Genomic DNA, 7,009 nt, shown 5'->3' with positions numbered 1-7,009 from the left:
CCCACCCATCGTCACCGTTTGACACCCCCATCTCGTTGCAGCGAGTGCTGTGGCGCGACTCGTGACGGGACCCCACCGCCGGCCCTCTTGGCTCAAAGCGAAGGGCTCGGCTTCGCCTTCGCTTGCTCGCCTTTGGCTTCGCTTGGTTTCGTCTACGGGCGTAGCGTTGTTGACTGGCCCTTGCGTAGCTTGATTTTCCGCTTCTGCGTGCCGAACCTGACTTCGGTTTCTGTGCCGCCTGTGCTGGTGATCCGGGCGCTGGTGATCTTGCTGTTCTGCCACTCCAGGTCCACGGTGAAGCCGCCCCTGGCGCCGATTCCCGTTGCCTTGCCTGTTTTCCAGGCTTCTGGGAGTGCCGGTAGGAGCTCGATCACGCCTGGCCTGCTGTAGAGCAGCATTTCCAGCATTGCTGCTGGTGCGCCCATGTTGGCGTCGATCTGGAAGATCGAGCGGTCGCCGAAGCTGTACATGTCGAAGAAGTTCGGGGCTGTGCCGTTGGCGTAGTCGATCGAGGGGCGGATCACCTTCTGGATCAGCTCGTAGGCTCGGGTGGCGTCCTTCAGGCGGGCCCAGCAGGCCGCTCGCCAGGCCAGGCCCCAGCCGAAGCTCTCCATTCCTCGGGTGATCAGGTGCTGCTTGACGCCGTTGAGGAGGGTGGTGGGGGAGTCGTCGGTGTTGATGCGGTCGCCTGGGAAGAAGCCGACCAGTGGGGAGAGGTGGCGGTGTGTGGTCTCGCCCAGGTCGTCTGGTGACATCCACTCCTGGAGCATGCCGGTTTTCGGGCTGACCACCGGGAGGTAGAGCTTGGCCTGCAGGGCTGCGATCTTGCGGCCGTAGTTGCGGTCTCGGCCCAGGATCTCGGTTGCCTGGCGGTACTTGCCGAAGAGGTGGTGGACCAGCTCCTGGTTGTAGGTGTTGCCCCTGGTGTCCTGCGGGCCGTGTTCTGGGGACCAGTCGTGGTCGTCGACCAGGCCCTGCGGGGTGTCCACCAGGCGGGACTCCCAGAACTCGCAGGCGCCCTTGAGGAGAGGGTAGATCTTGGCCAGGTAGGTGCGGTCGAGGGTGTACTCGTAGTGCTCGTAGAGGGACATGCAGAGCCAGGCGTTGCCTCCTGGGTGCCACCACCAGCCGCTGCCGCCGTGGATGTTGGTGGAGAAGGCGATGGCCCAGCCGGCCACTCTGTTGTTGGTGTTGCGGAAGCGGTTTCGGTCGTCCTGGTAGACGGCCTGGGTGGTGGTCGTCCAGGACGGGAGCTGGGCCAGGCAGTAGTTGGCCAGGGCCTCGAAGGTGTCGGAGAGGGCTGCTCGGTCGGCCAGCCAGTAGTTCATCTGGATGTTGATGTCGGTGTGGTAGTCGCTGTACCAGTCGGGGTTGTTGGTGGAGAGCCACAGGCCCTGGAGGTTCAGCGGGAGGTTGTCTCGGGAGCCGGTGATGGCCAGGTAGCGGCCGAACTGGAGGTAGCTCGCCTCCAGTTCCGGGTCCGGGGTGGGGTTCTGGGCCCTTGCCTGGAGGCGGGTCCAGGTGTCCATGGCTCGCTGGGCGTCGGTGGAGCGGCCCAGGGTGATCTGCTGGCGGTCGTACTTCTTGCGGTAGTCGGCCACGTGGGTGTGGAGGAGGGCGTCCGGCTTGGCTCGGACGGCTGCCTTGTCCAGGGCGGTCTTGGCTGGTTCCAGTTGCGGGTCCTGGTAGCCGGTCGAGGCGACCGGGACGTAGTTGGTGCCGCCGGAGAAGACGATGACCAGGTCCGAGCAGTTGGTGAAGGTGAGGGTGGAGCCGTCGACCTTGACCGTCCCATTTGGACTGAAGGCGGTCACTGCCGCGCTGTAGGCGAGTTTGTTGGAGAGCGAGCCGGTGAAGAGGGCGGCGGTGTGCGGGGTGTCGCCCACCGTGGGCTCGCCGTGGGTGCCTCCGAGGGTGATGGTGCCGGACTGGGCGGGGCCGGTCAGGCGGGCGATCACCACGTCGTCGGGGTGGCTCGCGTAGAACTCGCGGCGGTACTGCTGCCGGTCGTGGGTGTAGGTGGTGGTGACGAGTCCGTTGCTGAGGTCGAGGGTGCGGCGGTAGTTCGTGGCGCCGGCGTGTGTGGGGACGTCCACGTAGAGCTTGGCCAGCAACGAGAACGTGCCGAAGTGCGTGGGGTCGTAGGGGAGCTGGCCGTCGCTCTCCAGCGTGTCGTTGAGGTCGCCGGTCCACAGGGTGACGTCGGTCAGGTAGAGGAAGTCGCGGTCGACGCCGCCGCCCACCAGGGCGCCCAGGCGGCCGTTGCCGATCGGGAGGCCCTGTTCGATGATCTTCGCCTCGTCGGCGGGGGCCGGGTACCAGAGGGTGGTGGGGGACGGGTTCAGCGTGCTCGTCGTGGGGCGGGCCGGGGTGGCGTGGGCGGTGAAGGTGGGCAGGACCAGGGCGCCCAGGCCCAGTGCGCCGGTGGCCTTCAGGAACGAGCGGCGGGTGGTCATCGGTGTGCTCCTGGGAGGTCGCGGGTCACGGGGCGGTCAGGGACGAGACGTGCACGGCGTTGTCCGGGCCGCGCACCGCTACCCAGGCCGTGCCGCCGGTGCCCGCCGCCGCGCCGACCGCTCCGGTGAGAGCGTTGCTCACGAACTGGTCGCGCTTCGACCACCACGTGCCCGCGCCGTCGACCAGGTCCTGCTGCCACAGCGTGTAGTCGCTGCCGCGGACCAACACGTTCACGCGGTCGCCGTTGGCCAGGGCCGTCGGGCTGCCGCTGATCACGCCGCCGAGCGAGGTCCACGCGGACCAGCCGTTCGCGGTGCGCCTGCGGTACCAGGCCGAGTCGTCCTGGAGGCGGACGGTGACGAACGTGCCGGCGGAGACCGTTGCGGCGGAGGGCCTGCCGTAGATCTGCTGGTTGCCGGGGGAGCCGACGGACGTCCAGGTGCTGTTGTTCCTGTCGCGCGTCCACACGCGACCGTCGCCGCCGCGGCCGAAGAGGCTCCAGCTGTCCGGGCCGGTGAACGCGACCGAGACCGAGTCGGTCAGGGCGCCGCCGAGCGACGTCCAGCCGCCCCAGCGGCCGTTCGCGTAGGTGCGCTGGTAGGCCGCGTTGTCGGTGCCGCGGACGAAGAGGTCGATCCGGCCGTTCGGGCTCGCGAACGCGGCGGGCTGGCCGAGGATCTGACCGTTCTTGGGGCCGCCGAGCGTCACCCAGCCGCGCCACTGGCCGCCGGTCAGTGAGCGTTGCTGCAGGCGGCCGGACGTGTCACGGGCGAACACCGCCATGGTCTGGTCGTCCCAGCGGACGAGGGCCGGGCTGGCCGAGGTCTCGCCGCCGACGTCGGTGCCGGGGACGGCGGTCTCGCCGCGCAGCTTGAGGAACGCGGTGCCGTGCGCGGGAACCGTGACGGTGTAGGAGGAAGTGGCCGTGCCGCGGTCGGCTCGGGCGCGCAGGTCGCGGATGCTCACGGTGCCCTTGAGGCCGGTGTCGGCGAAGTTCACGGTGAACTCGGCGGGCTGCTCGGTGCGGTTGAGGACAGCGACGGCGCGTTCGCCCTTGCCGGACAACACCTTGCTGTACACGTCGACGTTGTCCGCGCCCGCGACCCGCACGCCCTGGACGGCCAGCGGGTCCTGGTCGACCGCGATGATCTCCGGGTTCTTCAGCGTCTCGATCATCGACGGCGGCAGCGTGCGCGGGTCGGACCCGATGATCAGCGGCGAGGCCATCACCGACCACATGACGAGCTGCGAGGTCGACTCCTCCTCGTTGAGCTCGTAGGTGCCCTGTTCGGTCTTGCGCATCGGGATCAGGTAGTCGGGGTCGTTGTAGTGACCGGGACCCTGCGCGCCGGGCCGGTAGAGGTTGCGGTCCATGTTCCGCAGCACGTCGCGCCAGATGCCCTCGTACGGCGTGCCGAACGCGACGTCGGTGCTGGTGCGCCACGAGTCGCCGACGCGCGGTCCGTAGGTGTACGCGACGTAGGCGGTCTGGTCCCAGCGGTGCGGGACGCCCCACTCGTCGGTGACGGGGTTGCAGAGGTTGAGGATCATCTTGCGCCCGGCCCTCTGCACCGCCGCGGAGAACTGCGTGAAGGCGACGGCCGGGTCCATGTTCTGCGCGATGCCGCACAGGAAGTCGATCTTGATGGCGTCGAACTGCCAGCCGGCGAACTGCTTCGCGTCGGCCTCGTAGTAGCCGCCACCGCTGCCGGCCGCGCAGTTCTTGCCGTCGTACGCGCCCGCGTCGGTGTAGATACCCGCTCGCAAGCCCTTGGCGTGCAAGGTGTTCACGAGCTTGGTGAAGCCGGACGGGAACCGCGCGGGGTCGGGGACGAGCGCGCCCTTGCCGTCGCGCGGCGGGCTGGCGTTCCACCCGCCGTCGATCCAGACGATGTCGTAGCCCGCCTTCGCCAGTCCGCTGCTGACGAGGTGGTCGGCGACCCCGAGCACCTTCTCCTCCGACGCCGCGCCGACGGCGAAGTAGGAGTTCCACCCCATGTACGGAGTGCGCGCGAGACCGGAGTCGTAGTAGGTGGGCGCGCCTTGGTCGACGCCCGCGTGTTCCACCGGTGCCGGGGGAGCGGCGGCGGCCACGGAGGGCGCCAGCAGGGTGAGGGCGATGGTGGCCGTGGTCAGCAGGGCTCTCGGCATTCCCGTACCTCTCGTCGTCGAGGGCCACAGCATGCGACGGCCGCTCGATCGCGTCAAGAATAAATACTAAATTAAGTTTAGAAGTCGTCCGCCCTTCCGTACGCTAGCAGTGATCGGACCTATGGCAAGGATTTGGCGGACCGGAACCAGCGAGAGGCCGCGACTGAACCGATTTCATCCGAGGTATGCAGGCGGCTTGGCTCGCGCAGCACGGCGATCGACTCGTGGAAGTGCACACGGGGCGTCATCCAGCAGGGTTGTGAAACCTGCTCGATGACGCCCCGTGCAGTGAGGAGTCGTTGCGGACGATCTCGAACGTGCGGCTCAGGGCACCACGAGGACCGGCCAGTGGCCCGACCGGATCAGCCTCGTCGCCACCGAGCCGGCGAACCGGTGCCCCGCCTGCTGCGAGGCGCCGACCACCACCATGTCCGCCTGGCACTGGTCGGCGCAGTCGCGCAGCATCGTGAACGGGTCGCCGAACGCCTTCACGAACGTCACCGGCACGTCGAGCTCCTCCGCGGCCGACCGGATCTGGGCGGCGAGTTCGGCGTGCAGCTTCGCGGTGGCCTCGTGCTCGAACACGGAGGCCACCGCCGGGCTCAGCGCCGCCAGGGACGAGTGGCACGCCACGAAGGCGACGACCAGCCGGGCACCCTGGCGGCGGGCCAGGCCGAACGCCGACGCGGTCGCCCGCATCGCGGTGTCGGAGCCGTCGGCGCCGACCAGGACGGTCCGCGCCGACGGCCGGGGAGCGGGACCGAAGGAGTCCACTGTGGACTCGAAGGCGTTCACACCGGCACTCATCAGTTCCCCCTCGACGGCTAGCGAGCGACAGCCGAGTCTGCTTCCTTCTTCTCGAGGTCGATCGTCGTGCGCAACGTGATCGGCTTGAGCAGCAGCGCCGCCACCACGCCGATCAGGCCGACCGCCGCGGAGATCAGGAAGATGTGCGCCGTCGCGTCGCCGTAGACGGTGTGCACGATCGTCTGGACCTGGGGCGGCAACGCGCTGAGGTTCAACGCGCTGGTGCTGCCGGTCGACTGGCCCGCGGGCACGTGCAGCGCCTCGGACAGGTCGGCCGTCACGCGGTTGGCGAGCACGGCGCCGAGCACCGAGACGCCGATCGTGCCGCCCAGCGACCGGAAGAACGTCACGGACGCGCTGGCCGCGCCCAGCTCGCTCAGCGGCACGCTGTTCTGCACGGCCAGCACGAGGTTCTGCATGGTCATGCCGACGCCGATGCCCACCACGGCCATCGCGATGCCGACGATCCACAGCGCGGTGGCGTGGTCGACGAAGCCCAGGCCGAGGAAGCCGAGCACCAGGGTGATCGTGCCCGCCACGATGTACGGCTTGATCTTGCCCGTGCGGCTGATCAGGCGGCCGGAGATCGTCGACGACACCAGCACGCCGGCCATCAGGGGGATCGTCAGCAGGCCGGCCTCGGTGGGGGAGTAGCCGCGGCCGATCTGGAAGTACTGCCCGAGGAACACCGCGCCGCCGAACATGGCCATGCCGACCGCGAGGCTCGCGACGATCGCCAGCGCGGGGGTGCGCTGGACCACGATGTGCAGCGGCACCACGGGTTCGGCGACCCTGCGCTCGACCGCGACGGCGGCGCCGAGCAGCACCAGCCCGCCCGCGACCATGGCGCCGGTCTGCCACGAGGCCCAGTCGAACGAGTTGCCGACGAACGAGACCCAGATCAGCAGCACGCTCACGCCGGCGGCGATCAGCGCGGCGCCGAGGTAGTCGATCTTCACGTTCTCGCGGCGCCTGGTCTCGAGCTTCAGCGTCGCCTGCAGCACCACGAACGCGATCGCGGCGATCGGCACGGCGACCCAGAAGCACCAGCGCCAGCCGAGCCACGACACGTCGACGATGAGGCCGCCCAGCAGCGGGCCGCCGACCGTGGCGACGGCCATGACCGCGCCGAGGTAGCCGTTGTAGCGGCCGCGCTCCCGCGGCGGGATGATCGCGGCGATCACGACCTGCACCAGCGCCTGCAGACCGCCGACGCCGACGCCCTGGAACGCGCGCGCGGCGATGAGCTGGCCGGTGTCCTGGGAGAAACCGCTGATCAGCGAGCCGATCACGAAGATCACGATCGCGACCTGGACCAGCGTCTTCTTGTTGAACAGGTCGGCGAGCTTGCCCCAGATCGGGGTCGTGGCCGTCGCCGTGAGCAGGGTGGCGGTGACCACCCACGTGTACTGGGTCTGCGTGCCGTTCAGCGAGCCGATGATGCGGGGCAGCGCGGTGGACACCACCGTGGAGCTGACCATGGCCACGAACAGCGCGAGCAGCAACCCGGACAGCGACTCCAGCACCTGCCGGTGCCCCATCGCCTGAGTCTCGATCTTCAACGTCCCGCCCCTTCGTCCCTGCAATTCTTGCG

Annotated in this window: 4 protein-coding genes; all 4 read right to left on the bottom strand. The window is 69.0% G+C overall.

Annotation, left to right across the window (positions count from 1 at the left end; genetic code table 11):
- Positions 1 to 152 precede the first annotated feature (152 nt).
- A complete protein-coding gene (locus tag ACFWV3_RS36350) occupies positions 153 to 2,456 on the bottom strand; it encodes a glycoside hydrolase N-terminal domain-containing protein (protein ID WP_382418294.1) in 2,304 nt (767 codons plus the stop codon).
- Positions 2,457 to 2,481: 25 nt separating this feature from the next.
- On the bottom strand, positions 2,482 to 4,608 hold the full coding sequence (locus ACFWV3_RS36345) for a hypothetical protein (protein WP_382418292.1): 2,127 nt from the start codon (positions 4,606 to 4,608) through the stop codon (positions 2,482 to 2,484).
- Between the two features lie 324 nt (positions 4,609 to 4,932).
- Positions 4,933 to 5,415, bottom strand: coding sequence for a universal stress protein (locus ACFWV3_RS36340; protein WP_382418290.1), 483 nt, complete (start codon positions 5,413 to 5,415; stop codon positions 4,933 to 4,935).
- Between the two features lie 17 nt (positions 5,416 to 5,432).
- Positions 5,433 to 6,956 (bottom strand): MDR family MFS transporter, encoded by a 1,524-nt coding sequence (locus ACFWV3_RS36335; protein WP_382418301.1) that lies wholly within the window; start codon positions 6,954 to 6,956, stop codon positions 5,433 to 5,435.
- Positions 6,957 to 7,009: the final 53 nt, after the last annotated feature.

Origin of the sequence: Lentzea sp. NPDC059081 (assembly GCF_042738015.1) — a bacterium.
GTDB lineage: Bacteria > Actinomycetota > Actinomycetes > Mycobacteriales > Pseudonocardiaceae > Lentzea.
Note: the sequence above shows the minus strand (reverse complement) of the source record. Positions and strands in the feature narration are given on the sequence as shown.

Bases quoted from the DNA above. Each gene is read 5' to 3' on its own strand.
- ACFWV3_RS36350 (WP_382418294.1), bottom strand. From the start codon at position 2,456: ATGACCACCCGCCGCTCGTTCCTGAAGGCCACCGGCGCACTGGGCCTG.
- ACFWV3_RS36345 (WP_382418292.1), bottom strand. From the start codon at position 4,608: ATGCCGAGAGCCCTGCTGACCACGGCCACCATCGCCCTCACCCTGCTG.
- ACFWV3_RS36340 (WP_382418290.1), bottom strand. From the start codon at position 5,415: ATGAGTGCCGGTGTGAACGCCTTCGAGTCCACAGTGGACTCCTTCGGT.
- ACFWV3_RS36335 (WP_382418301.1), bottom strand. From the start codon at position 6,956: ATGGGGCACCGGCAGGTGCTGGAGTCGCTGTCCGGGTTGCTGCTCGCG.